We start from the raw sequence: 25,168 nt of genomic DNA, 5'->3' as shown, positions 1-25,168 counted from the left end.
GTTTTACTCCAGGTCGGATAAAAAAAGCAGTCAAGTTCCCTATTTTCTCAGACTCCACATCACAACGGCAATCCCTAATACCAAATGAGAGCGAGTTCACCACTTATTAGCACGATTGGACGCTTTTTCGGAATAACACTATTCTCGCCCAGGCTGGCGTACACTAGGCTCTTGCGACAAGATTTCCTCCAAGCAAAATGATTCTTTACCTTGTTACCTTCATAGGAAGATGGCGTTATGAAGATCCGTACCTCTTTGATTGCGTTGGGCATTGCCACCTTGGCAACCGGCTGTCAAAACCTGAATACCGAAACCTTGATGCAGTCCGGCGCACAGGCGTTCCAGGCGGCGACCCTGAGCAACAACGACGTTAAGGCCCTGAGTGATAAATCCTGTGCCGAGATGGACAGCAAGGCACAAATCGCGCCGGCCGACAGCACCTACGCCAAGCGTCTCAACAAAATCGCCGCGGCGCTGGGCGACAACATCAACGGCACCCCGGCCAACTACAAAGTCTACGTGACCAAAGACGTCAACGCCTGGGCGATGGCAAACGGCTGCATCCGCGTCTACAGCGGCCTGATGGACATGATGAACGACAACGAAGTGGAAGGCGTGCTGGGTCATGAAATGGGCCACGTAGCGCTGGGCCACACCCGCAAGGCGATGCAGGTAGCTTACGGCACCGTAGCGCTTCGCACCGCGGCAGCCTCCGCCGGCGGCGTCATCGGCTCGCTGTCGCAGTCGCAGTTAGCGGACATCGGCGAGAAGCTGGTCAGCGCCCAATTCTCGCAGAAGCAAGAAAGCGAAGCGGATGATTACTCGTTCGATCTGCTGAAAAAACGCGGCATCGATCCGAACGGCCTGGCCACCAGCTTCGAAAAACTGGCCCAGATGGAAGCCGGCCGCCAGAGCAGCCTGTTCGACGATCACCCTTCTTCCGAAGCGCGCGCGCAGCACATTCGCGATCGCATCGCGGCAGAGAAATAACCACGAAAACGCCCGGCAATCGCCGGGCGTTTTTTATCGTATTAATACAGCGTCTTCTGCGGCGGCCCGGCGAAGGTCAGCGGCCCGACCTGCTTCATATCCACCTCCACCACCGACGGCCCCGGATAGTTGATCGCCTCGGCCAGTACGCCGTTGAACTGCGACGCCGCCTCCACTTTCCAGGCCTTCAGCCCCATCGCTTCGGCGATCTGGGTAAAGGCCGGCGTATGCAGCTCGTTGTAATACTGACGCCCGGCAAAGTACTTGTCCTGAATGCCGCGCATCACGCCATAACCGCCGTCGTTCATGATCAGCAGGGTGATATTCACCTGTTCCTGCGCCATGGTCGCCAGCTCGCCCAGCCCCAGCGCCAGGCCACCGTCGCCCACCAGCCCCACCACCTTGCGCTGCGGGTTGGCAATCGCGGTGCCGATCGCCATCGGCAGCCCCATGCCAATGGCGCCGGCCAGCGAGTGAATGTTGCACAGCGGCGAGATCGCACGGAACAGGCGGCTGCCCCAGACGCTGCCGGAAACGGTGATATCGCGTACCAACAGCCCGTCCTGCGGCAATGCGGCGTCGATGGCGTCATTGAGTTTGGCGTATTCGCCAGACTGCTGACGTAGCGCGCTTTCCGCCTGCTGCACCGCCCCGGCGATCTCGGCATCCCACTCGGCGTTGACCTTCTCACCAGGGCTTAGCCGCGCCGCCAGCGCCGCCAGCAGCGCCGCACAGTCGCCATTGATCTGCTCATCGGCCAGATAGTTGCGGTTGGCCGCCGCCGGATCGATGTCAATCTGCACCAGCGGGCGCGGCAGCGGCAGCGTCCAGGTGCGGGTTTCATTACTGCGCAGGCGCGAACCGGCCACCAGCGTCAGATCGCACTGCGTCAGGATCGCTTCGATGCTCGGTGAGTTATGGAACGCCCGCAGGCTGCGCGGATGGCTGTCCGGCAAAATGCCGCGCCCGTGGGTGCTGGAGATCACCGCCACGCCGGCGTCCGCCAGCTTGCGCACCGCGTCGCCGCAGGCCAAGGCGCCGCCGCCCAACCACAGCAGCGGACGCTTGGCCTGTTTCAGCCGCTGATGCAGCCGTTCCACCGCCGCATCGTCCGCCTTCGGCAGCGGCGCCGGCGCCAACGGCTCGGTCAGCACCGAGCGGGAAACCAGACTGCTTTGAATATCGATCGGGATCTCGACCGCCACCGGGCCGCAGGGCACGGTTTGCGCATCCAGGATCGCTCGCTGGATCACCGCCACCGCCTGCTCCGGCGAGTTGACCCGGTAAGCGCGCTTGGAGCAGGCGCGCAGGAAGCCGAGCTGATCGCGGGTTTCATGAATAAACCCGGCGTCGGCGTCCAGATAGGCTTTCTCCACCTGGCCGGTGATATGCAGCAGCGGCGTGTTGGCGTTGAGCGCCTCAATCATCGCCCCCACCGCGTTGCCGGCGCCGGCGCCGGTGCTGGTCAAGGCTACGCCCAGGCCGGAGAAACGCCCGTGTGCGTCGGCCATGGTGACCGCGCCCGCTTCGCCGCGCGCCGGCACGAAGCGAATTTTATCGCGCTGCCCCACCGCATCGGCGATCGGCAGATTATGAATCGAAATGATGCCGTACATCGCCGACACCGCGTACTGTTCCAGAGTCCGGGCTATCGCCTCGCCAACCGTGATTTTATCGCTCATCATCTGCCTTCTTAGGGTATTCGTTATTAGGGTTATGCGTAGAGGTGTCGGCCTAGTCGCTCCAGCGGTTCACCTGATGGCTCAGCGCCAGATACACGCTTTTCTGCTGCATGTAGGCCTTGATGCCGTTCAGGCCCTTTTCGCGGCCCAGCCCGCTTTCCTTGAAACCGCCGAACGGCGTGGAAATCGAGAACGTTTTGTAGGTGTTGACCCAGACGGTGCCGGTTTCCAACCGCTCCGCCAGCGCCATCGCCCGTGGGAAATCACGGCTCCAAATGCCGGCCGCCAGGCCATACACCGAGTCGTTGGCCTGTTCGATCAGCTGTTGCTCGTCGTCGAACGGCAGCGCCACCAGTACCGGGCCGAAGATCTCCTCCTGGCACACGCGGGCGTCGTTGTTCAAGCCTTCAATAATGGTCGGCAGGTAATAGCTGCCGCTCGCCAGTTGCGGATCGGCCGGCGCTTCGCCGCCGATGACCACCCGGCCGCCCTCCTGCCGCGCCAGCGCCACGTAGTCCGCCACGCTTTGCCGATGTTTGGCGCTGATCAGCGGGCCAAGATGCACGCCCGGCACCAGCGGGTTGCCGATGCGCAGCCCCGCCGTCAGCTCGGTCAAGCGCGCCAGCAGCGGCTGATAAAGCGAACGATGTACGAACAGCCGCGAACCGGCGATGCACGCCTGACCGGCGGAGCTGAAAATGCCGTAGCAGATGCCGCGCGCCGCCTGTTCCAGATCGGCGTCTTCCAGCACGATGGTCGGCGATTTGCCCCCCAATTCCAGCGAAGTGGGGATCAGCTTGTCGGCGGCGATGTGCGCCAAATGGCGCCCGGTGCTGGTCCCGCCGGTAAAGGCGATCTTTTTCACCAGCGGATGGCGCGCCAACGCCTCGCCGATCACCGAACCTTTGCCCGGCAACACGCTGAGCAGCCCGGCCGGCAGGCCCGCCTGTTCGAACAACTCGGCCAGCTTCAGCGCCATCAGCGGCGTGGCTTCGGCCGGTTTGAGCACCACCGCGTTGCCCGCCGCCAGCGCCGGTGCCACCTTCTGCATTTCGCTGGCGATCGGCGAGTTCCACGGCGTAATGGCGGCGATCACCCCCATCGGTTGATACTGGCTGAGCGTCATCACCTCGGCACTGCGCGGGGTCGGCAGCTCGCCTTCCAACACTTCACAGGCAGCGGCGAAGTAGCGCGCGGTGGCCGCCGCGCTGGCCACCAGCCCACGGGTCTCCGCCAGCGGCTTGCCGTTGTCGCGGGTCTGCAGCTCGGCCAGCTGCTCCTGCTGCGCCAGAATCAGGTTGCTGACGCGGTAGAGGATAGAAGCGCGCTGATGCGGTACCAGCCCACGCCACTCCGGCGCGCGCCAGGCACGCTCCGCCGCCTCCACCGCCTCGTTCACGTCCTCAACGTTAGCGGCGCGCAGCCGCGCGTTGACGCTGCCGTCGGCCGGGAATACCGAAGCCATCTCTTCGCCGCGCCCTTCACGCCAGCGCCCGGCGACAAAAATATTCAATCGTTCCATGCTCCGCTCCTGCCGTTCAGGCAATAAAACCGCCGTCCACCAGACGGCGGCAGGCTTGCACCGCGCTCAGCGCCGCCAGGGTTGATGTTTTGGGATTACTCGCCAGCGGGGTGCCGCTCAGCTCGATATGAAACTCGCCAAAGTCGCCGCGCACCTGCAGACGATGGGTATTGCGCCGGGTGGCGGGATCGACCTGCAGGCGCACCCGGGTAGCGTCCATCCCCAGGCCGTTGAGCGCAATGGTGGCCGCCACGTTGGCGTTGGCCGGGAATAAGCGCGCCGCTTCGCGCGCCGATCCTTCAAAAAATACCTGCGCTTCGCTCACCGCATCGAGGTCGATCAGCTGCTCCGCCGGGCTGCCGCGCCAGCTGGCCGGGCTTTTGCTGGCCTGATAGGTCACGCTCTCCAGCCCACCTTCGCGCGCCGACGCCAGCCCGTCCATCCCCGCCACCGCGCCGGACAGCACGATCAGCTGCCCGTGATGGCTGCGGCAAACCTGCTGCAGCCGCTGTTGCAATGCGGCGTCCGCCAGCGCGCCGGTCGAGATCACCGCCAGCGGCCAGCCGCGTTGCAACACTGCTTCGCCGAATTCCGCCACCGCCTGCTGGCTGGCGCACTCCAACACCAGATCCGGCCGCTGCAAACACTGCTCGGGATGGGTGAGCGCCTGCACCCGCCCACCAAAGGCCTCGGCGATCGCCGCATGATGAACTGCGCGCGCCAGGACCCAGCCGACCTCCACGCCTTCCGGCAAACGGGCGATCACTTCCTTCGCCATCGCGCCATAGCCAATCATCATGATCTTCTTCATCTTTTTCTGCCCCTGCTACACATGGCGGTTAAAGCCGCCGGAAACGTCCAGCGCCGCGCCGGTGGTAAAGGAAGCCAGCGGCGAAGCGAGGAACAGCAGCGCCTGTGCCGGCTCCTGCGGCTTGCCCAGGCGCTTCATCGGGATGCCGCGCCGTTCGGCGATCGCCGCCGTCCACTGCTCCCAGCTTTGATCTTTATCGCTGCGGTCGTCGAAACGGCGGCGCCATTGGCCCGACTCCACCATCCCCAGCAAGATCGAGTTAACGCGAATGCCTTTGTCCACCAGCTCTTTCGATAGCGTCAGCGTCATGTTGAGCAACGCGGCGCGCGCCGCCGAGGTGGCGATCATGTGTTCTTCCGGCTGCAGCGCCAACAGCGAGTTCACGCAGGTGATCGACGCGATCTCCGAACGTTCCAGCGCCGGTAAAAACGCCTGCACCGGGTTGATCACGCCGAACAGCTTCAGCTCGGCTTCATGCAGCCAGGCTTCGCGCGGCGTCTGGTCAAAATGGGCGACGAAGCCCTGGCCGGCGTTGTTGATCAGCAGATCTACGCCGCCGAAACGCGCCGTCACCTGGGCGGCGAACTGCGCCACCTGCTGCGCGTCCAGTACGTCACAGCGCAGTGCCAGGATCTCCGCCTGCGGAAAGTCCGCCCGCAGGCTGGCCTCCGCGCCGGCCAGTTTGTCCGGATCGCGGCCGCAGAATGCCACCTTCGCCCCTTCGGCCAGCAGCAGCTTCAGGGTTTCGAAACCGATGCCCGACGAGCCGCCGGTCACCACCGCCACCCGATTCTCAAGCTGAAAATTCATCGTTGGATTGCTCCCGTAAAGTCCCGCAGATAGCGGTTGAAACATGCCGGCGCATCGAGGTAGCTGGCATGGCCGGCGGCAGCGATCAGGCGCAACGCAGCGTCCTGCTCACGCGCCAGCTCGGCCACCTTCTCCGGCGGCGTAATGCGATCCTGTTCACCGCACCACACCTCCAGCGGGCCGCGATAGCGGGCCAGATAGCGGCCGATGTCGTCATTGGCCAGCATCCAGGCGGCACTAAGAAAACCGTCGGGATCGAGCTGCTGCATGCCGTTGCGCACCCAGGCGATGTCCTGCGGATCCGCCCCTTCACGCAGCAATGCCGCCGCCCGCTGCTCGCCGTAGCCGGCTGGCCCCAGCGTCTCTATCATCTGTTGGCGTTGGCCATACACCTGCCGACGTTTTTCCTCCGGCGCCGTGGCATAGCCCTGCGCCGGATCCGCCAACACCAGCCCGCATAGCCCATCCGGATAGCCGGCGGCATAGGCGCTGCCGATCAGCGCCCCCAGCGAATGGCCGACGATCAGCGGCTGCGCCAGCTGCAGCTCATCAATCAGCGCCGCCAACGCCGCCGCATAACCGGCGGCATCGGCCTGCGGATCCGCCAATGGCAGACTGCCGCCATAACCCGGCGCGTCCCACGCCAACAGACGGTGGCCGTCAGTCAGGCCGCTATCGTTGAACTGCTTGATCCACGAGGCGGATCCGGAGCTGATGCCGTGCAGCAACACCACCGGCCGCCCCTGCCCGGCCTCGCGCCAGCTCAGGGTGTACGCCCCGCAGCGCGCCCGTTGGCGTTGCGCCAGGACGTTCATCAGCTACGCTTCACTTTGGACAACGGGTGATCCGCCGGATAGGTCGGGATCTCCGGCTTGGCGGTGCCGAGCATCACGCACATCAACGCCTCTTCCTCGCCGTGGTTGAACAGGCCGCGATATACCCCCGCCGGCACCGAGATCAGATCGCGCTCTTTCAGCTTGGTCTCGTAATACTCTTCCCCATCCTGAATCATCAGCGTGATGCTGCCTTTCAGCATGAAGAACACTTCTTCCACGTCGTCATGCAGGTGCAGCGGCCCCTCGCATTTCGACGGCAGCACCATGGTGGAGAAGGTGAAGTTGCCCGCCGGAATGGTGTTGGCGTCGCTGGCCACGCCGGTGGCGCCAGTGCCGATATAGCGCATCTGCGCGCGGCGGTATTTCGGGTCGAAGTCGGCCTGGAATTTCAGCGCGTTCCAGTCGTATTTACGGCCTTCGAAGCGAGCGATGCGCGACTCTACCCAGTTTTCCATCGACAGATCCTGCGGCTTGACGCCGGCTTTGTTCTCAACCTGAGACATGTTGTCACTCCTCTTTTTAATCGATTGATTAATCAGTACTTTCTCAGCAACGGCAGCAGAATGAGGCAGCCGACGAACGCCATCACCACCAGGAACAGCAGGCCGTTATCCATATTGCCGGTGGCGGCGATCAACGCCCCCATCAGCACCGGCGCCAGCGCGCCGGCAAAATTGCCCAACCCGTTGAAGATGCCGCCGGCGGTGGCGCTGACTTTGCTGCTGGTCGCCTTCGCCAACAGCGCGAAAATATTCGGGGCGCCGGCGCCCCACATAAAGGTGCTGAAGGCCATCGCGGCGATCACGCTGTAAGTGCCCTGCAGATGCAGTACCACCGCCAGCCCGAGACCGGCACCGCACAGCGACAGGAAGCAGGCCAGCGCGCGCCGATCCAGTTTGTCCGACAGCCAGGCGCCCAACACTTCGCCGAGCAGCATGGCGATGAACGGCAGCGAAGAGAGATAACCGGCATGTTCCAGATGGATGCCTTTGCCCTTGATCAGATAGCTCGGCAACCAGCCGTTCATACCCCACAGGTAGGTCAGGAAGGCGATATTGAACAGGCAAATCATCCAGAAATGCGGGTTGCGCAGCAGCTCGCGGCGATGCTGTTTACGCTCGGAAACCGCCGGCTTGGTTGCCGCCGCCGGGCGCGCGACATTCAAGTGACGCATGCCGAACAGCACCAACAGCATCACCGGCAGCGTCAGCAACGCCATAAAGAAGAAGGTGGCCTGCCAGTCGAAGTTATTGAGAATGTACAGGGTGACCGGGAAACCGAGGGCGGCGCCCAGCGGCGTGCCGAGCAGCCACAGCATGGTGGCCCGCGCCTGTAACTGCGGCGGGAAGGCCTGACGAATAATGGCGTAGGCCATCGGCAGCAGCGGCCCTTCGGCGATACCGAGCAGAATGCGCAGCGTCATCATGGCGTGATAGGAACGCACCAACCCCATCAACACCATCAACACAGCCCACACCACCATCATGCCAATCAATACTTTTACCGGGTTAAGCCGGTCGCCGATGCCGCTGAGCAGCATCGAGGAGATGCCGTAGGAGAACAGAAATGCGCTCATCAGCAAGCCCAGCCGCGCCGGGTCGAAACCGATCCCTAACGCCTGCTGAAACTCGGCGTCGGAAAACAGCGCCGCGATGCTGATCTTGTCGAAAAACGCCAGCAGCACGCAGGCGAACAGCGCGATCGGCACCGACCAGCGCACCCGCTGCTGCGGATTTTCGGCAACGGCTTCCCCCGCCCGTCCAGCGCGGGCGTCAATGTCTTGCGTAGTCATAAAACGCTCCCGAGGTTCGGGCGTTATTTCAACGCCATCAAAGAAAACTCCGCATCCGCCAACTGCTGCGGATCCAGCACCCGGCCACTCGCCAGCCAACGCTTGCCGAGCTTGATGGTGCGCGCGTCGTTGAACGCCACCATCTGCACCAGCTGCCGATCGGCGTTCAGCGTGAAGAACACCTGCGACTGCGGCGTGCGGCGCACCACTTGGTGCACGCCGCCGCTCGGTACGCCGAGGATCTGAATATTGGCGTCGTATTGATCCGACCAGAGCCAGGCCACGTCGTCATACGGGGCGGCGAAGGCGTCGAGCATCGCACAGGCGGTGCTGATGGCCTGATTTTGCGCGTAGGCCCAGGACTGCAGGCACAGGCCGAGCGTCGGGTGGCGCGCCACGTCGCCGGCGGCGAAAATCGCCGGATGGCTGGTGCGCCCCTGGCCGTCAACCACGATGCCGGACTCGATCGCCAACCCGGCGCTGCGCGCCAGTTCGAGATTCAGCTCGACGCCGATCCCTACCACCACCAAGTCGAATGCCTGCGGATCGCTGACTGCGCTGCCGATCCAGGCGGCACCGTCGCGATCTGCCAACGTAATCTCGCCGCAGCCGCACAGCACCGTGACACCCTGCTGACGATGCAGTTCGAGTAACGCCTGTGAGACGTCGGTGCCGACGCTGCGCATGCACAGCGCGGGCTGGCGTTCAAACACCGTCACCTCGACGCCGAGACGCCGCGCGGAAGCGGCGATCTCCAGCCCGATCCAACCGCCGCCGACGATCGCCAGGCGGCGACAGCCCTGTAGAGCCTGCCGCAACCGGGCCGCATCGTCCCAGGAACGCAGCGTCATCACGCGCGGGTGCTGCGCCCAGGCGGCGCCCGGCAAACGCGGCCGCCCGCCGGTGGCGATCAGCAACTGTTCGAACTGCAGCCGCTGCCCGTCGCTGAGCGTGACGATTTGCTGTTCTGCATCGATGGACTCGGCGCGCAGCGGGCGGCGCCAGTCGATATTCAGCTCCGCCACCGCCTGCTCGCTGAACAACCGGCTAAGGGGGGCGGCGGCATCCAGCAGCGCCGCTTTCGACAGCGGCGGCCGCTCGTAAAAATCGTAGGGTTCGTCGCTGACCACCGTCAGCCGGCCGCGGTAACCGCGGTCACGCAGCGTCTTAGCCGCCCAGCCGCCGGCCTGGCCGCCGCCGACGATGACGATGCCCGCGTGTTCCGGCCGGTTCATAACGCCTCCGCCTTTTTATGCTGGCGGCGCGTGTCGTGATCGATGCCGCCTTCCACCGCCCATTCGGTGAAGGAGACCAACGAGTGCTCCAGCTCACGCGGCTGCCAGTTTTCCGTCAGATAATCGTCGTTGGTGTAATACTCAAACGCGCCGCCGGTCGGGCTGTTGACGTACCAGAAATAGGCCGAGGAGATCGGGTGGCGGCCGGGGCCGATAAAGGTGCTCCACTTCTCCTTGTTCATGGCGATGCCGCCGCCGATCACTTCGTGGATATCGCGCACGGTGAATGCCACATGATTCAGGCCCCGCGGGCGGTTCGGCAGCTTCAGCAAGAACAGGTTATGGTGGCCACCGCGCGCCTGGGTGCGCAGGAAGACGGCGCGATCGATATAGCGATCGGAAACCTGGAAATCCAACAGCTCGCGGTAGAAACGCTCGGTCGCCGCCAGATCGTCAACGAAGAACACCACGTGGCCGATGTTGATCGGCTGCGCCTGCGCATACACCGGGCTGGGTTGATCGATGCGGCGCACGTCGCCCCATTGGTTGATTGGCGTGACCGGCACCTCGACCGCCTGCTGGCGGCTGACGACGAAGCGCAGCGTCATGCCGTTGGGATCGAGGCACTCCAGCTCTTCACCCACCTGACGAAAGCCGGGCATCAACGCCAAACGCGGCTGCAGGCGCGCCAGATCGGCGGGCGAGGCCACGCCCCAGGTCATGCGGCGCAGGGTAGAACCGCCTTCAAACGCCGCAGGCAGCGCCGCGCTTTGCAACGGGTGCAGGACGACCCGCGCCCCGCTCAGGGTAGTGAATTCGCGTTGCGGTTCGCCCCAATGTTGCGTGGCGGGCTGCAGGCCGAAGTCTTGCATGAATTTTTCGCAGGTTGACAGATCTTCGACGCCAAATTCCAGTTTTTCGATTCCGATTACGCTCATTTTTCAGCCTCACGTTCTCGCTGCATACGGTTTTCAGGCATGATCGAACCCCGGCCCCTGTTTGCTACGGGCCTTATCCCTGCCTGAGTAAAAGAGTCGGTCCTGTCGGTTAGCCGACGTTGGCCTGCGGCGGCGCGCCGAGGAAGCCGGAAATTTTCTCCGCCGCGTCGCGCACTTCCATGCGCAGCCGCTCGCGATCCGTTTTCGGGATCTCATCGGACGGCACCATGATGCTGACCACCGCCTCGACCCGCTGCTCGCGGTTGAAGATCGGGTAGACGATCGAGGAGATGCCGTGGCGGAAGAACGATTCGCCGATCACATAGCCGCGCGCTTTGTCTTGCTGCACCATCTGCCACAGCGTTTCGCGATCCGCCGGGGTGCCTGGCGTATTGCCCGGCAGCTGCGCGTCCGGATAAAGCTGTTCGAACTCGCTGCGGGTAGCGCTGGTCAACAGCATGCGGCCGAGCGAGGTCTGATGCACCGGCAAACGGGTGCCGACGCTGACCTGATTGATCTGCGAACCGGCGGCGCTGACGCGAGCGATGTAGATCACGTCGCGACCGTCGCGGATCGCCAGATGGCTGCTGCACTGGCTGCGATCGCGCAGCTGCTCGATCACCGGCTGGCCGGCCTGCGCCACGTCCAGCGACGCGATGTATTCGAAGCCGAGGCGCAGCACCTTGATACCGAGCGCAAAGGTGTTGGTGCGCGGATTGCGCTCCAGGAAGCCCAGGTGCTCGAGCGTCTGCACCACGCGGTAAGCAGTGGCCTTCGGCATATCGACCAGGCGATGCAACTCGGCGAAGGTCATTTCCTTATGCTGCTCGCCAAACGCCAGCAGCAACTGCAACCCGCGATCCAGTCCCGGGATCAGATACTTACATGCTTGCTCATCCGCCATCTCTCGCTCCTGCGCTCTGCGCCTGCCCTGCGGGCCGTCAGTTGAATACGAAACCGCCGTTGACCGGCAGCAGTTGGCCGGTGACGAAATCCGCCAGCGACGACAGCAGATAAAGCACCGTCCCATTCACATCGTCCGGGTGCTGCGCCCCGGCCAGCGCGCGCCCCTGCTCGTACAGCTGATGGCGCTCGGCGGGCACATACTCGGTGGCTTCCACCCGCGTCAGGCCCGGCGCGATGGCGTTGACGCAGATGCCCTGCGGGCCCAGCTCGCGCGCCATCGATCGGGTCATCGCGATCAGCGCGCCTTTGCTGGCGACATAGGCCATCAGGCGCGGCGCGCCCCACAGCGCGGTGTCCGACGCCACGTTGACTATCTTGGCGTGCGGGTTGCGCGCCAACAGCGGCACCGCCGCCTGGCTCACCAGCCAGGTACCGCGCACGTTGACCTGCATCACCCGATCCCACAGATCGATATCGTATTCCATCATGGTTTTGCCGCCGACGCCGGTCGCCAGCGCCGCGTTGTTCACCAGCCCGTCGATCCCGCCGCCTGCGGCGATCTTTTCGAACGCCGAGCGGATCGAATCCGGTGATGCCAGATCGATGGTCTGCGTTTCCACCCGAGCACCCTGCTCGCGCAGCGCGGCGCCGCTCGCCACCAGCTCATCCGCCAAAATATCGCACATCACCACCTGCGCGCCGGCGGCGGCGATGGCGGCGGCAAAGCTGTAGCCCAGGCCGCGCGCCGCACCGGTGACCACGATGCGTTTGCCGTTCAACAGGCCGTTCACTGCGCCGCCTCCCGCTCACGCAGCGTCGCCAGCTGTTTCTGCGCTTCTTTCTGCATCAGGCGGCGCAGGCGAGAAAGACCGACGTCGTGCTGGTACAGATATTCGCGGCCGCGGGCGTTAGGTGCCATGTTTTCAAGCACGATGCGATCCTGCTCGAGCACGTCCCAATGCAGCGATTCCAGACGATTGCGGTACATAAAGCGCCACATGTCGCGCTGCCAGTCTTTCACCTTGCGGATACGCCAGAAGAACACCCGGCAGTGATCCTTGTCTTCCGGCACCACCATGCCGACGATCCAGAAGTGACCGCCTGGCCCGAAACGCTTCTTGTATGGGATCGACAGACGCATCCAATACGCGCCGCTGTTGCCGAACTCCACCCAGTCGAAGTTGACGCCGATCTGGCCGTTTTTCTTGAAGATAAACCCGCTGTCGGTCGGCTCCAGCCCCATATCCGCCTTGCGATCCCCTTCCGCCATCGAGTGCGAGGAGGAGTGCAGGTAGGTGCCGTGCATCGGATCCATCACGTTTTCCAATGCGTACTGGTAGTTGCAGTTCCAGCTGGCGGTGCACAGGAAGTTGCTGTACGACGCTTCATCCGCCAGCTCTTGCGGGAAGGTCAGCTCCGCCGGCGCTTCATCCGCCGTCACGCCGAAATAGAGGAACACCGCGCCATAGGCTTCTTTGGCCGGGTAAGAACGCAGGCATTTTTGCCCCACCAGCGGGCAGCGATCCACTGCCGGCACGTCTTTTACCGTACCGTCGCCGCCGACTTCCACCCCGTGATACCAGCAAGCAATGCGATCGCCGAGATTCCACCCCATGGAAAGCCGTGCGCCACGGTGCGGGCAGCGGTCTTCCAGCGCGTGGATCTGGCCTTCACCGTCGCGCCACACCACGATTTGCTGCTCCAGACGGGTGATGCCGACCGGGTTGTTGCCCACTTCCCAGCTGGCCAGCACCGGATACCACATGCCGCGTAGCCCCTGGTCAAGATAGTCCTGCAAGCTCTGTTCGGAGGATGTTGTGTTTGCTGTCATTGTCTTCTCCCGGATGTGGCTCAGAAACCGTTAACGTGAAGGAATTCGCGGAACGTCGCCTCATTCCACGGTTGGCCGCTGCGATCGAACAGACGGCGCTGATTCAAGGCGCTGACGATCTGCTCCAGCTCTTCCGCCCCCTGCTCGAAGATCGTTTCCAGCGCCGCCACCAGCGCGGTTTCGAAACCGTCCGGCACACGGGCGCGGTTTTGCCAGATGACATTGCGGAACTGGCCCGGCTGATGGATTTGACCGTTGCCGCCTTCGCGGGCCGGTGTCACCTGTTGGGTGTCCGGCAGCCAGGGATTGAAATCGGTGATGTGCTGCATGATTACTCCTCCGCGATAAAGGTGATCTGGATTTGGTTGTCGACCACCCGGGTGGGGTAGGTTTGCAGATCGCGGCCGCCCGGCTCGCGCAGGCATTGGCCGGTGCGCACGTCAAACAGCGCTTCATGCAGCGGGCACTCAACCTTGCCGTCATCTACAAACCCCTGGCTGAGCAAGGCATAAGCATGTGGACAGACGTCTTCCAGCGCGTAGTAGCTACCGTCGACCAGATAAACGCCGACCTCTTTTCCTTCCACTTTGGCGGAGAAAGGAAAATCTTCTTTCACCTGAGACACTTCGCACACATTCTTCCAGCTCATTGCTTTTATCCTCTATCTGATTGTTTCATATATGAAACTCAGTTTCTTATTTAATACAGCCACTATAAGTCTGGTGAAACTTTCGTCAAGCGAGCGGAACGGCAAATGTTAATGAAAGGTTGTTTAAAAATGACAAATGTGGAAAGGATCACGAAATAGTGCACCGATATGAAAAACCTATGTCAGTTGTGCGCTCTCCCACTAATTTATGGCAAAAAATGCGTTGATCCCGGCGACGTATTGCGCGTAAAAGTGTTTTCTCACTGTTTTTCACACCCTATTTGATAACAATAAATTTACACAAATCAGCCCCATCACCGCGCTTCAGCCATATGGGATCCGCGGATAAGTTTGCTGCTGCCTGAATTCGTCAACCGCTCGCACTGAGGAACGCACCGTGCAACAACGTCAACGCTGGTTTGGGGTGATCGCCCTGCTGTTTCTGATCGTTATCGCCTATGCAGATCGGGTCAATATCGCCGTGATGTTGGTCAATCCCGAGTTCCTGCAACACTTCCAACTCGGCGGCAACCGTGCTCACCAGGGCACGCTGATGACGGTGTTTTTGCTCGGCTACGGCCTGTCCGCCATGTTGCTGACGCCGTTTCTGGAAACGCTGATGGGTTATCGCCGTGCGCTGACGCTGAGCGTGGTGCTGTGGGCGCTGCTCACCGCCGCCTCGCCGCTGGCGGGATCGCTGATGATGCTGTGCGTGGTGCGCGCACTGCTTGGCGTCAGTGAAGGGCCGCTGTTCTCGCTGAAGACCATGTACATCAGCGATCACTTCGCCGCCGACGAGCGCGGCAAGCCCAACGCGCTGAGCGCGTTGGGCGTTTCATTGGGGCTGGTACTCGGCTTTCCGCTGGTGAGTTTTCTGATGGCGCACTTCGGTTGGGCTATGTCGTTTCACCTGCTGGCGCTGCTCAACCTGCTGCTGGGGCTGGCGCTGGTGCAGCAGTTCGTTCATCCCCTCGCCTTATCTTCATCTTCACGCCCCGCCGATCCGCAACCGGTGCTGAGCCGCGTCTGGCATACCTTTGCGCTGGCCTGGCGCACGCCGATGCTCGGCTGGATCCTGCTGATCGAGATCGCCACGCTCAGCTATCTGTGGGGCTCCAGCGCCTGGTTGCCGGCGTATCTGACCGATGAAAAGGGGTTCTCCATCAAGCAGATGGGCTGGATGGCCGCGCTGCCTTTCATCGTCAGCATCGCCTCCAAATACCTCGGCGGCGTGTTGCTCGATCGTATCCGCCCTTATCAAGCGCCGCTGATCTTCGTCTGCGGCGGCGCAGCGACCGCGCTGTGCATCTATGGCGTGATGAACAGCCATCAGCTTGGCTGGATCGCCTTCTTCCTGCTGGCGGCCAATGCCTGTTGGGGCGCGCAGGGCGCGGCGATCCCTACCCTGCTGCAACATTATGCGCGGCCGGAGGCGGTCGGCAGCGCCTATGGGCTGATCAACGGCATCGGCAATCTGTTCTCGGCATTTGTGCCGATGGCGATGGGCATGGTGATGGCCAGCCAGGGCAAGGTGTCTTCGGGCTTTGCGGTGCTGATCGCCTCACAGCTGCTGACGCTGCTGGCGGGCGGCGCGCTGTTTGGCCGCATGCTGCTGACACGGCAGGTGAAGCAGGCATAAACCCGTTTCCCTGTCCTGTGCGGCGGAAAACCGAAAGCGTTGAGAGGGTGCTCATGGATCTGGACGCCAACAATCAGCAGACGGGGGACATCCCCCGTCGCCGGGTTGCCTTACCGTTCGGATTCGTAAGCCAAAATGGCCGCAACCTCCGTGTTGCCCGATCGGATCCGCAGCTCACACAGCGTGCTGCGAGTTATCCATACCAGTGATATTACCGTGGCACAAATAACCACCAATTTTAACAGGCTCCGTTTGTTCGGCATCATGCCTTCTTCTCCTTGCCTCGCGGCGGGTAAGAGGCTAACTTAACGTTGTCTGGCGTTAGAGTTGGCCTCGGGTTGATGGATATCGACTCGGGGCTTTTCTCTTTGTACCTTTCACGCAGGCTCCAGATACAAAGATCCAGAGCACCCGCACGCAGTATATTCATTCTCCCCGCTATTCCGGTTCCCTTTTCCTGGCTCAATTTCATTTCTGCGCAGGCTTGCGCAAAGGCGTTGCAACCGGCTGAAAAGGGACGGCGAAAGGCGTCAAACAAGCGGCCCGGGGCAAAAAAAAACGGCCCCCAATACGATGGGGGCCGCTCTTTCAGCGATGAGTGACCAAGCGTCAGGCGTGTTTCTTCGCCGCCTGCAGGTATAGCATCTCCAGGCCCAGGGTCGCCGCGGCCAGCGCGGTGATCTCGGACTGGTCATAGGCCGGCGCCACTTCCACCACGTCCATGCCGACGATGTTCAGCGACTGCATGCCGCGCACCAGTTTCAGCGCACGATCGGAAGTCAGGCCGCCGATCACCGGCGTGCCGGTGCCCGGTGCGAACGCCGGATCCAGGCAGTCGATGTCGAAGGTCAGATACACCGGCATATCGCCGACGATGCCTTTGATCTGGGTCAGCAGGTCGTCCACGCTGCGATCGTTCACCTGCGCGGCATCCAGCACGGTGAAGCCGTTGTCATGATCGAACTCGGTGCGAATACCGATCTGCACCGAGTGGTGCGGATCGATCAGGCCTTCGTTCGGGGCATGATAGAACATGGTGCCGTGGTCGAACTTGCTGCCGTTGGCATAGGTATCGGTATGGGCGTCGAAGTGCACCAGCGCCAGCTTGCCGAAATGCTTGGCGTGCGCGCGCAGCAGCGGCAGGGTCACGAAGTGGTCGCCGCCGAACGAGAGCATGCGCTTGCCGGCCTTCAGCAGTTTCTCCGCGTGCGCCTGCAGCTTGTCGCTCATGTCCTGCGCGTCGCCGAAGTTGAACACGATGTCGCCGCAGTCAACCACGTTCAGGCGATCGCGCAGATCGAAGCTCCACGGCCAACGGTTACCTTCCCAGGCCAGGTTGGTAGACACCTGACGGATGGCCGCCGGGCCATGACGGCCGCCGGCACGACCGGAGGTCGCCATGTCAAACGGAATGCCGGTGATGACCCACTCTGCATCGCTGTCGTAAGGCATGAAGTTCAGCGGAAAGCGCAGGAAACCAAAGGCGTTGGACACTAATGAATTATCGGACTGATGGCCTAAGGTGCTCATAGTAAACCCTCGTAGTTCAACAAGTTGCCGAGCGCAAGCGCCGGGCCGTTACAAAAAAAAATCCCTCCCGCGTCGTTAGCCCGACGAGAAAGGGATTGATACCCTAGATAATTGGAGTTGCATCAAGACGGCCAGGGCGGGAATCCCCAGGAGCTTACTCAAGTAAGTGACTGGGGTGAACGCACGCAGCCAACATAGAGGCAACTTCAAGTATGACGGGTAATTCGATGTTTGTTTCGGTGCTACCGATACGGCAGATTATGGCCGTATTTTATTCACGCTTCAAGCGTGCAAATGATCCTGGCCACTCGTCGTACGCAAGTATAGAAGAACGGCGTACCGCTGCGGATCCTCACAATGACTTTACGTTAACCAACACCGGTTGGGCGCGATAGCGAACCGGGAAACTCTGCTCAAGCTGCTTGATCTTCGGCAGATCATTAATCCGAATATAAGGCGAGTCGGGATGATCGGTTAAAAAATTCTGGTGATACGCCTCCGCCGAGTAGAAACGACCGTTGCTTTCGATACGGGTCATCAGCGGCCGTTCAAAACTGTGGCTTGCCTGCAACTGGGCTATATACGCGCTGGCGACCTGCTGCTGGGCGGCGCTCTGTGGGAAGATCGCCGAGCGGTATTGGGTGCCGGTATCTGGCCCCTGCCGATTAAGCTCGGTGGGATCGTGCACAACCGAGAAAAATATCTGCAACAGCGCACCATAGGAGACCTGCGTCGGATCAAAGGTCACCGCCACAGATTCTGCATGGCCGGTAGATCCTGTGCTGACGCTGTCATAGTTCGCCGTTTTCGCTGCACCGCCGGCATAACCTGACACAGCGCTGATCACGCCTTTCACATGCTGGAAAACTCCCTGTACGCCCCAAAAGCAGCCACCGGCGAAAATGGCAGTTTCACTGTGCGAGGCATTTGCAGGCTCATCTATCGTCGGTGCGGGCAGCGTTGCCGCCGTCGCCTCTCCCCCCTGAGACCACACATTCCCCTGCCAGAAAATCATGCCGCTTAAAGCCATCACGCCGGTGACGGCGCAAGCTCGCAGCAGCGGGCCAAACCCGTTTGTGCGTTTCATTCTGCCCCCCTGGATTAGCCGAAGGTGAAAGCATAGGCCGAAACCCCAGCCCGCTCGAATTCGATGCTGAAAGTATGTTCCCCCGCTCCGTCGGTTTGGCGGATCAGTTGGTAAAGCCGTTGATCGGTTATCATACCGCTGCCATCCGGCGCCACATCGACGCCATGCATTTCACCTGGCACCTTGCCATCCAGCGTCACTTTGAACGCTATCGGCTGTCCCGTCGCGTCTGGCCCCAGCACCAAATGCAGATCGCGAGCGTGAAAGCGATAGACGATACGCCCGTTGGGTTCACTCAGCGTGGCGCGTTCAGCCCCGATGGTCCAAGTGCCCGCCAGCGCCCAGTGGTTCAGCGGCAACAGGGATGAGGCGACATAATCAGCGGCGCGATCCTGAACAGCAGGCGCTGAAGCGAAGTTTTCCGCACGTTGATATCCCAGGTAAGTTTCCGGCGAGATATCCGCCTGTCGGCTTGCGGCTTGTTCCACTCCTTGCCCATGCACCTGACTGATATCCATGCTGGTGTCTTTTCTTCCCGCCAGTCTCAGCAGCGCCTGAATGACGTGCTCCGACTGCGCATAATCGCCTTCGCCAAAATGTTGGTAGCGTATGCGCCCGTTAGCGTCGATAAAATAGTGCGCAGGCCAATACTGATTGTTGAAAGCCTGCCAAATACGATAGTTGTTATCGATGGCTATCGGGTAATCGATACCGAGCTTTTTCGCCTCTTTAGCAACGTTACCGACATCTCTTTCAAAGGCGAACTCCGGGGCATGCACACCAATCACCACCAGTCCCTGATCGCGGTATTTTTCTGCCCATGCTTTCACATAAGGCAGAGAACGCAGACAGTTGATGCAGGAATAGGTCCAAAAATCCACCAGAACCACCTTACCGCGCAGCGATTCGGCCGTAAGCGGCGGAGAGTTCAACCACTGTACTGCACCCGACAGCGAAGGCATTTCCCCCAGATCGCTCAGCGCCGGCGCAGCGTCGGCCGCCGTTTGCAGCAGGGCTGCTGTCGGCCGGCTCGCCGGGCTAAACACCTGCACCAGCCGCTGTTCGATGCCGCCGCTAGAAGCGGTGGAAATCCGCGCCAGCACGCCGGTGTCCAGGCCGAATGCAATCGCCACTACGCCAAGCAGCATAGCGCCCCCCAAACCACGACGTATCCATTCGCCGGTGCCCAGCGAACGCTTCATAGCACTAAAGACCTTACCGCCTATCACCAACGCCAGCGCCAGCGACGTGGCGGCGCCTGCGGCATAGGCCAACAGCAGCAACGTCGAACCGACATTCGCTCCCTGCAGTGCTGCACCGGTCAGCACCAGGCCCAGGATCGGCCCGGCGCAGGGCGCCCAAAGCAAGCCTGTAGCTACGCCCAACAACAACGATGAGCCAAGCGAGTTGTGCTTGTCTGTCGCGATCCGATCCGATAACCGATTACCGGCGGAGACCAACGGCCGCATGACGCGATCGGAAAGCGCCGGAAACAGCAGCGTCGCGCCAAACAGCGCCATCAGGATCAGCGCCAGCCAGCGGCCATATTGATTGACGGCGACCACCCAGCCGCCGCCGACGGCGGCCAACGTGGCGAACAAGGCGAAGGTCAGTGCCATACCTACCAGTAGCGGTAAACCGGAACGCAAGAACGGACGGTCAGCTCGAGCAAAAACGAACGGCAGCACCGGCAAAATGCACGGGCTGGCGATAGTCAAAATGCCGCCTAAATAAGCCAGTATCAGGAGCCACATATCGCTCTCTCCGCTAGGCCGACCGCGGCGTGAATTGCAAGGCGACCCCGTTCATGCAGTAACGCAGCCCGGTCGGCGGAGGGCCGTCGTCGAACACGTGTCCCAGATGTCCGCCGCAGCGTTGGCAGTGCACCTCATCCCGTACCATGCCGAACGAAAGATCTCGACGCTGGGCGACGGCATGTTCGAGAGGACGGTAAAAACTCGGCCAACCCGTGTGGCTGTCAAATTTGGTATCCGAGGAAAACAGCGGCAGGCCACATCCTGCGCAAGAGAATATCCCTTTGCGGTGTTCGTCGTTCAATGGGCTGCTATAGGGCGCTTCAGTCCCCCCCTCGCGCAGAATTTGATATTGTGCGCGGGTCAAGCGTTGACGCCACTGTTGGTCGCTGTAGTTCACTGCAAATCGTTCGGGCGCCCCCGTCGCTGACAGGAAAGGCTGCCACCCCAACGCCAGCAGCGCGGATAAACCGCCGCCGGCCACAATCAATCGCCGTCTGTTGATCATCATTACCCTCTCCGCATCCAACAACTGCAAAGCCGATGAAGACAACCTATAAAGAAAGTGTTGACCAAGTCCTCACCGGGAGTTAACAAATTTGTGACAACTGATTAGCGAGGATTAGCGGGGAATAGCCGGCGTGAGGGGAAACTCATTGAAAAACAACGGGCGCTGCATCAGCGCCCGTTTTTTATTACAAAATTACTCGTCTTCCAGATAGGTATAGCCGTACAGGCCGGCTTCAAACTCTTCCAGGAACTGCGCCTGCAGCTCGCCGTCCAGATCGGTTTCTTTCACCTGATCGCGGAATTTGGCCAACAGCGCGCTCGGATCGAGCTGCACGTACTCCAGCATATCCGCCACGGTGTCGCCCTCATCGGACAGCTCGGTCTCGACGCTGCCGTCCGGGAACACGTACACGTCAACCGAGGCGGTATCACCAAACAGGTTGTGCATGTTGCCGAGGATCTCCTGGTACGCGCCGACCATGAAGAAGCCCAGCGCCGGTGGGTTCTCAGGATCGTACGGCGGCATCGGCATGGTGGTCGCCACGCCGTCGCCGTCGACGTAATGATCGATGGTGCCATCGGAGTCGCAGGTAATGTCGAGCAGCACCGCGCGGCCTTCCGGCGGCTTATCCAGCCCTTCCAGCGGCAGCACCGGGAACAGCTGATCGATGCCCCAGGCATCCGGCATCGACTGGAACAGCGAGAAGTTGACGTAGAACTTGTCCGCCATGCGCTCTTGCAGTTCGTCGATGATTGGGCGGTGCGCGCGGTTGCTCGGATCGAGCTGCTGCTGGATCTTGTTGCAGATGTTCAGATACAGCTGCTCGGCCCAGGCGCGCTTGGTCAGATCCAGCATGCCGTGCGCATATTGGGTATGCACGTCGTGCAGATCCATCTGGCTGTCGTGCAGCCATTCGCGCAGCGAGCGGCGGTTCTCCGGCTCGTTCATTTCCAGCCAGGTTTCCCACATGCTTTCCAGCGCACGTGGCGCGTCAGCTTCCGGCGGCTGCGGTTCGCTGAACTCGTTGCGCTCTACGCCGATCACGTTGGACACCAGCACCGTGTGGTGCGCGGTCACAGCGCGGCCGGACTCGGTGATCACCGTCGGGTGTGGCAAGCCGTGTTCGTTACAGGCGTCGCCGATGCCCCAAATCACGTTGTTGGCGTATTCGTTCAGGCCGTAGTTCACCGAGCAGTCGGACTGCGAACGGGTGCCTTCGTAGTCGACGCCCAAGCCGCCGCCCACGTCGAAGCACTGGATGTTGACGCCCAGCTTGTGCAGTTCAACGTAGAAACGCGCCGATTCACGCACGCCGGTGGCGATATCGCGAATGTTGGCCAGCTGCGAACCCAGATGGAAGTGCAGCAGTTGCAAGCTGTCGAGACGGCCCGCTTCGCGCAGGGTCTCCACCAGCTTCAGCACCTGCACCGCCGCCAGACCGAACTTGGATTTTTCGCCGCCGCTCGACTGCCATTTGCCGGAGCCCTGCGAAGCCAGACGCGCACGCACGCCCAGGCGCGGCACCACGTTCAGCCGTTCGGCCTCTTCCAGCACCAGGTTGATCTCGGACATCTTCTCGATCACCAGGTACACCTTGTGCCCCAGTTTTTCACCGATCAGCGCCAGGCGGATGTATTCACGGTCTTTATAACCATTACAGACGATCACCGAGCGGGTCATGCCGGCATGCGCCAGTACCGCCATCAGTTCAGCCTTGGAACCGGCTTCCAGTCCCAGCGGTTCGCCGGAGTTCACCAGCGACTCAATCACGCGGCGATGTTGGTTCACCTTGATCGGGTACACCAGGAAATAACCGCCCTGGTAGCCGAAGGATTCACGCGCGCGCTTGAACGCGGCGTTGATCGAACGCAAACGATGCTGGAGGATCTGCGGGAAGCAGAACAGCGCCGGCAAGCGCTGGCCGTCTTTCTGGCGCGCTTTCACCAATTCTGCCAGATCGACACGCGCCTGCGGGACATCCGGATCCGGGCACACGCTGATATGGCCCAGCTCGTTCACGTCATAGTAATTGTTGCCCCAGTAGGCGACGTTATAAGTACGCAGCATCTTGCTGGCATTACGATCATTCATGGCAACCTCCTGCATGGAGCGCAAAGATAAAGACTCGCCCGCAACCGGCGGACGGTGAATCAACAGATCATCAGACATGGTTCGCCTCACATTCCGTACTGACGAAACCGTCAGCCACTATCGCAGCTACAACCCGCGAGAACAACCCAACAAGCCGTGCCGGTGGCAGCGAAGAGAACTGCCGCTCGCGGTCAGCGATCGGTTTATGCCCAAAAGATTTCATGTTGCGGCTAGGCGGCAAGCGCGTAAATCCCCGGGAGCTCAGTTCAGCTGAGTGACTGGGGTGAGCGCGCGCAGGCAACAACGCTGCAGCGTGAAAGCTGAAGGGGATATCACTCATATAATTGTAAGACACCCTGTTCAAACCTCGTGAATCGGGCCAAGAAACATCCCACAGGAAGGCTGCAGGCTACCCTTGTTCAGTTCTTCAGACGACCGTTAGCCGGCCCGAGAATCCTGAGTAGCGGCCAAGTGTTTATCGCACCTGGAAAGTGACAGAGAGACAAGACGGGAACTAGCAGAAGAATGTGCGCCAGAACGGCACTGCTGTTGAGAACCAACAACCGGTAGACAACGGATCATTAATCCAACCACCTCCACGCGCGCCGTTCGGAGTGAACGACCAAGCCTCTAAAATAGTGTAAGAACGTGACCGTTCGATGAAGCGGCGGCGCTCACGACGAACGCCTGCGACGGATAATAGCGCAACGCCGGCGAATGCAAAGCGGAAGTTGATCGCGCCTTCCCCCACTCTCGCTCGCCGCACTGTGCAGCAAATGAACCGCGCGCGCAGTTTATACCGGTAAGCAGGTGAAAAAGCAAAATGAAAATTCGCCAAAAACTGTTTCAAGCGATGAAAATGGCGCCAATCCGTTTGCGCAAAAGAGCGAAAGCGCAAAAAATTACTGGCAATATGGCTAAACCATGACCTAAAATAGACGTCCAGATGTTAATCCATCTATACTGGTTAACTGATAAACTGCTTAACGGCTTTGCCTGAGGGGCGTTGCAGGATGCATCTTCGGGCCATCAGCGGAGACCCTTCGCTTTGATACCGGATCTCCAGCGCTGTGCAGTAACTTCTAACCCGTCTTATGCAAGGTAAAGAACACAATGGCTAAACACCTATTCACGTCCGAATCCGTCTCCGAAGGACATCCAGATAAAATCGCCGATCAGATCTCCGATGCCGTCCTCGACGCCATCCTGGAACAAGATCCGAAGGCGCGCGTCGCCTGCGAAACCTACGTGAAAACCGGTATGGTGCTGGTCGGCGGTGAAATCACCACCAGCGCCTGGGTCGATATCGAAGAGATCACCCGCAAGACCGTGCGCGAAATCGGCTACGTTCATTCGGACATGGGCTTTGACGCCAACTCCTGCGCAGTATTGAGCGCCATCGGCAAGCAATCCCCGGATATCAATCAGGGCGTTGACCGTACCGATCCTCTCGAGCAGGGCGCCGGCGATCAGGGCTTGATGTTTGGCTACGCCACCAACGAAACCGACGTGCTGATGCCGGCCCCGGTAACCTACGCGCACCGTCTGGTGCAGCGCCAGTCCGAAGTGCGTAAAAACGGCACCCTGCCGTGGCTGCGCCCGGACGCGAAGAGCCAGGTGACCTTCCAGTACGACGACGGCAAAATCGTCGGCATCGACGCGGTGGTACTGTCCACTCAGCATTCCGAAGACATCGCACTGAAAGATCTGCAAGAAGCGGTGATGGAAGAGATCATCAAACCGGTACTGCCGGCGGAATGGCTGACGGCGGGCACCAAATACCACATCAACCCGACCGGCCGTTTCGTTATCGGCGGCCCGATGGGCGACTGCGGCCTGACCGGCCGTAAAATCATCGTCGACACCTACGGCGGCATGGCGCGCCACGGCGGCGGCGCCTTCTCCGGTAAGGATCCGTCCAAGGTTGACCGTTCCGCGGCTTACGCGGCGCGCTACGTGGCGAAAAACATCGTCGCCGCCGGCCTGGCCGATCGCTGCGAGATCCAGGTGTCTTACGCTATCGGCGTAGCGGAACCGACCTCCATCATGGTGGAAACCTTCGGTACCGAGAAAGTGCCAACCGAACAGCTGACGCTGCTGGTGCGCGAATTCTTCGATCTGCGCCCATACGGCCTGATCCAGATGATGGATCTGCTGCAGCCGATCTACCGCGAAACCGCTGCCTACGGCCACTTCGGCCGCGAGCACTTCCCGTGGGAAGCGACCGATAAAGCCGCGCTGCTGCGCGATGCCGCCGGCCTGAAATAAGCCCCGACATCAACATGAACACGGCGAGCTGAGGCTCGCCGTTTTTTTTGAGCGGATGGGTGCTCCCGGATCAACGCATCGACTGCCAGCAGGCGGAGGCCAAGCCCCCGCCGCTGGGTTGCCTTACCGTCCGGATTCGTAAGCCAAAATGGCCGCAACCTCCGTAGTGCCCGATCGGATCCGCAGCTCACACAGCGTGCTGCGAGTTATCCATGCCAATGATATTACCGTGGCACAAATAACCACCAATTTTAACAGGCTCCGTTTGTTCGGCATCATGCCTTCT

The 25,168-nt window shown here is 61.2% G+C and carries 24 protein-coding genes; 3 read left to right on the top strand and 21 right to left on the bottom strand.

Annotated elements, in window-relative coordinates:
• The first annotated feature begins 237 nt into the window (after positions 1-237).
• Positions 238-990, top strand: coding sequence for a M48 family metallopeptidase (locus BHU62_RS20975; protein ID WP_073534218.1), 753 nt, complete (start codon positions 238-240; stop codon positions 988-990).
• Positions 991-1,031: 41 nt separating this feature from the next.
• On the opposite strand, the gene BHU62_RS20970 is transcribed toward BHU62_RS20975, so the two are convergent.
• The 14 genes from BHU62_RS20970 to BHU62_RS20905 all read right to left on the bottom strand — a co-directional run bounded on the left by BHU62_RS20970 (position 1,032) and on the right by BHU62_RS20905 (position 14,002).
• Positions 1,032-2,672, bottom strand: a complete 1,641-nt coding sequence (locus BHU62_RS20970) for a thiamine pyrophosphate-binding protein (RefSeq protein WP_073534216.1) — start codon at positions 2,670-2,672, stop codon at positions 1,032-1,034.
• Between the two features lie 52 nt (positions 2,673-2,724).
• Positions 2,725-4,194: an aldehyde dehydrogenase gene (locus BHU62_RS20965; protein ID WP_073534215.1), complete on the bottom strand. Its 1,470-nt coding sequence runs from the start codon at positions 4,192-4,194 to the stop codon at positions 2,725-2,727.
• Positions 4,195-4,210: 16 nt separating this feature from the next.
• A complete protein-coding gene (locus BHU62_RS20960; RefSeq protein ID WP_073534214.1) occupies positions 4,211-5,005 on the bottom strand; it encodes an aspartate dehydrogenase in 795 nt (264 codons plus the stop codon).
• Positions 5,006-5,020: 15 nt separating this feature from the next.
• Positions 5,021-5,815 (bottom strand): SDR family oxidoreductase, encoded by a 795-nt coding sequence (locus tag BHU62_RS20955; protein WP_073534213.1) that lies wholly within the window; start codon positions 5,813-5,815, stop codon positions 5,021-5,023.
• Complete coding sequence (locus BHU62_RS20950; RefSeq protein WP_073534212.1) at positions 5,812-6,630, bottom strand: alpha/beta fold hydrolase; 819 nt, start codon at positions 6,628-6,630, stop codon at positions 5,812-5,814. Before BHU62_RS20950 ends, BHU62_RS20955 begins: the two co-directional genes overlap by 4 nt.
• The gene (locus BHU62_RS20945) at positions 6,630-7,154 is read right to left on the bottom strand and encodes a cupin domain-containing protein (protein WP_073534211.1); all 525 of its coding nucleotides are present in this window, start codon (positions 7,152-7,154) and stop codon (positions 6,630-6,632) included. Before BHU62_RS20945 ends, BHU62_RS20950 begins: the two co-directional genes overlap by 1 nt.
• 32 nt (positions 7,155-7,186) lie before the next feature.
• Positions 7,187-8,443: an MFS transporter gene (locus BHU62_RS20940; RefSeq protein ID WP_073534208.1), complete on the bottom strand. Its 1,257-nt coding sequence runs from the start codon at positions 8,441-8,443 to the stop codon at positions 7,187-7,189.
• A gap of 23 nt (positions 8,444-8,466) precedes the next feature.
• The gene (locus tag BHU62_RS20935) at positions 8,467-9,678 is read right to left on the bottom strand and encodes an NAD(P)/FAD-dependent oxidoreductase (RefSeq protein ID WP_073534203.1); all 1,212 of its coding nucleotides are present in this window, start codon (positions 9,676-9,678) and stop codon (positions 8,467-8,469) included.
• Positions 9,675-10,616, bottom strand: a complete 942-nt coding sequence (locus tag BHU62_RS20930) for a VOC family protein (protein WP_073534202.1) — start codon at positions 10,614-10,616, stop codon at positions 9,675-9,677. Before BHU62_RS20930 ends, BHU62_RS20935 begins: the two co-directional genes overlap by 4 nt.
• A 109-nt stretch (positions 10,617-10,725) precedes the next feature.
• Positions 10,726-11,520: an IclR family transcriptional regulator gene (locus BHU62_RS20925; RefSeq protein WP_073534201.1), complete on the bottom strand. Its 795-nt coding sequence runs from the start codon at positions 11,518-11,520 to the stop codon at positions 10,726-10,728.
• 37 nt (positions 11,521-11,557) lie between these two features.
• Positions 11,558-12,313, bottom strand: coding sequence for an SDR family oxidoreductase (locus tag BHU62_RS20920; RefSeq protein WP_073534200.1), 756 nt, complete (start codon positions 12,311-12,313; stop codon positions 11,558-11,560).
• The gene (locus tag BHU62_RS20915; RefSeq protein ID WP_073534199.1) at positions 12,310-13,353 is read right to left on the bottom strand and encodes an aromatic ring-hydroxylating oxygenase subunit alpha; all 1,044 of its coding nucleotides are present in this window, start codon (positions 13,351-13,353) and stop codon (positions 12,310-12,312) included. The genes BHU62_RS20920 and BHU62_RS20915 overlap by 4 nt, the downstream gene beginning before the upstream one ends.
• 20 nt (positions 13,354-13,373) lie before the next feature.
• Positions 13,374-13,682, bottom strand: a complete 309-nt coding sequence (locus BHU62_RS20910) for a recombinase-like helix-turn-helix domain-containing protein (protein WP_073534198.1) — start codon at positions 13,680-13,682, stop codon at positions 13,374-13,376.
• A 2-nt stretch (positions 13,683-13,684) separates the two neighbouring features.
• Positions 13,685-14,002: a non-heme iron oxygenase ferredoxin subunit gene (locus BHU62_RS20905; protein ID WP_073534197.1), complete on the bottom strand. Its 318-nt coding sequence runs from the start codon at positions 14,000-14,002 to the stop codon at positions 13,685-13,687.
• Positions 14,003-14,399: 397 nt separating this feature from the next.
• On the opposite strand from BHU62_RS20905, the gene BHU62_RS20900 reads away from it, so the two are divergent.
• Positions 14,400-15,641 (top strand): MFS transporter, encoded by a 1,242-nt coding sequence (locus BHU62_RS20900; RefSeq protein ID WP_073534196.1) that lies wholly within the window; start codon positions 14,400-14,402, stop codon positions 15,639-15,641.
• A 110-nt stretch (positions 15,642-15,751) separates the two neighbouring features.
• Here BHU62_RS20900 and BHU62_RS20895 read toward each other — a convergent pair whose 3' ends face one another.
• The 6 genes from BHU62_RS20895 to speA form a co-directional block, all read right to left on the bottom strand.
• Positions 15,752-15,904 carry a Hok/Gef family protein gene (locus BHU62_RS20895; protein ID WP_049203456.1) on the bottom strand — a complete coding sequence of 51 codons (153 nt, stop codon included), beginning with the start codon at positions 15,902-15,904 and terminating at the stop codon, positions 15,752-15,754.
• A gap of 346 nt (positions 15,905-16,250) precedes the next feature.
• On the bottom strand, positions 16,251-17,171 hold the full coding sequence (gene speB, locus BHU62_RS20890; RefSeq protein ID WP_004937606.1) for an agmatinase: 921 nt from the start codon (positions 17,169-17,171) through the stop codon (positions 16,251-16,253).
• Between the two features lie 352 nt (positions 17,172-17,523).
• Positions 17,524-18,258: a peptide-methionine (S)-S-oxide reductase MsrA gene (msrA, locus tag BHU62_RS20885; protein WP_073534193.1), complete on the bottom strand. Its 735-nt coding sequence runs from the start codon at positions 18,256-18,258 to the stop codon at positions 17,524-17,526.
• A 14-nt stretch (positions 18,259-18,272) separates the two neighbouring features.
• Positions 18,273-20,012, bottom strand: a complete 1,740-nt coding sequence (locus tag BHU62_RS20880) for a cytochrome c biogenesis protein DipZ (protein ID WP_073534191.1) — start codon at positions 20,010-20,012, stop codon at positions 18,273-18,275.
• Positions 20,013-20,025: 13 nt separating this feature from the next.
• Positions 20,026-20,523, bottom strand: coding sequence for a peptide-methionine (R)-S-oxide reductase MsrB (gene msrB, locus BHU62_RS20875; protein ID WP_201788375.1), 498 nt, complete (start codon positions 20,521-20,523; stop codon positions 20,026-20,028).
• A gap of 192 nt (positions 20,524-20,715) precedes the next feature.
• A complete protein-coding gene (gene speA / locus BHU62_RS20870; RefSeq protein ID WP_073534189.1) occupies positions 20,716-22,692 on the bottom strand; it encodes a biosynthetic arginine decarboxylase in 1,977 nt (658 codons plus the stop codon).
• A 1,035-nt stretch (positions 22,693-23,727) separates the two neighbouring features.
• Between speA and metK the strand changes: the two genes are divergently transcribed.
• Positions 23,728-24,882, top strand: a complete 1,155-nt coding sequence (gene metK, locus BHU62_RS20860) for a methionine adenosyltransferase (protein WP_033654692.1) — start codon at positions 23,728-23,730, stop codon at positions 24,880-24,882.
• A 123-nt stretch (positions 24,883-25,005) separates the two neighbouring features.
• On the opposite strand, the gene BHU62_RS20855 is transcribed toward metK, so the two are convergent.
• Positions 25,006-25,158 (bottom strand): Hok/Gef family protein, encoded by a 153-nt coding sequence (locus tag BHU62_RS20855; RefSeq protein ID WP_171971339.1) that lies wholly within the window; start codon positions 25,156-25,158, stop codon positions 25,006-25,008.
• Positions 25,159-25,168 lie beyond the last annotated feature (10 nt).

It is taken from the genome of Serratia marcescens (genome assembly GCF_001902635.1).
Lineage (GTDB): Bacteria > Pseudomonadota > Gammaproteobacteria > Enterobacterales > Enterobacteriaceae > Serratia > Serratia marcescens_F.
The sequence above is the reverse complement of the archived record's forward strand: the minus strand, read 5'-3'. Positions and strand labels throughout refer to the sequence as shown.